The following is a 1,112-nucleotide window of genomic DNA, read 5'->3' on the forward strand; positions in this document are numbered from 1 at the left end:
GGCCGGGCCTGTGGGCCGATCCGGTTTTCCGGCTGGGCTTGGCGCTGTACCTTGAGCGTTATGCAAAACTCCCCGTCCTCAAGCCTCTGACCTGCGAGGATGCTTGCGAAAAACGGGGTTTTGCATAATCCTCCAGGAGTTTTATCCGGAACCCGCGCAATGATCTTATGAATGAAATTTCCTGAAAGCCTGAAAAGCCTGGCGACACGCCGAGTGAAATATTTAAGAAGAAACTAAGTTTCTGGAGCCTTGGCTAATTTATGCTAAAATGGCGGAATGGCGCGCAAGGGACGGCGGTCCACCAACGATGAGCGAGTTAACGCTATCCGGCTTCTGCGGCAAGGATATACCAAGGCGGAAGTCGCTGATATCCTGGGTGTCGCCGAGTCATCGGTCTACGAGTGGCAAAGCAAGTTCCGCGAGGGCGGCCTGGCCGCGTTGTCCACGAAAATCGCGTCCGGCCGGAAGAGGATGCTGACTGATAAACAGCTGCTGCAGCTGTACACGTGGCTCCGGGGGAACCCCCGCCAGGTGCAGTTCAATTTCGGCCTGTGGACCAGGAAGATAGCCGGCGAGCTGATCCGACGTGAATTCGGCATCGACTACACGCCGCAGAACGTCGGCAAGATCCTGAAGATGCTCGGATTCTCTCCGCAGCGGCCGGTGTACCAGGCACTGGAACGCGACCCGGAAAAACGGCGGATATGGACGGAGGAAACCTTCCCTGCCATCCAGAAGCGTGCCGCCCGGGAAGGAGCGAAGATCTACTTCGCAGATGAGGCGGCATCCCGCACCGACCACCACGGCGGCACCACCTGGGCGCCCGTCGGGCAGACTCCCGTCGTGGAACATATCGGGAAACGCGAGCGAATAGGAATGATATCGGCCATCAGCATGCGCGGCGACATGCACTGGATGGTTCACACTGAATCCATGAACTCGGCACTGTTCACCGCCTACCTGGACTACCTGATCCAGGACATCGAAGGCAAGATCTTCCTCATCGCAGACCGGGCTAGATACCATACGTCGAAAGAGACGGCAAGATGGCTGAAAGAACACGAGGACCGGATCGAGCTGTTCTTCCTGCCGCCTTACTCACCAGATCTGAA

At 57.5% G+C, this 1,112-nt stretch carries 1 protein-coding gene; it reads left to right on the forward strand.

The window, feature by feature from the left end; all coding sequences use genetic code 11:
• Positions 1–276 precede the first annotated feature (276 nt).
• Positions 277–1,112 (forward strand): IS630 family transposase (locus AC11W3_RS11700; protein ID WP_484093065.1); only part of this gene is annotated, 836 nt, incomplete at its 3' end.

This window comes from Geomonas sp. (assembly GCF_056994735.1).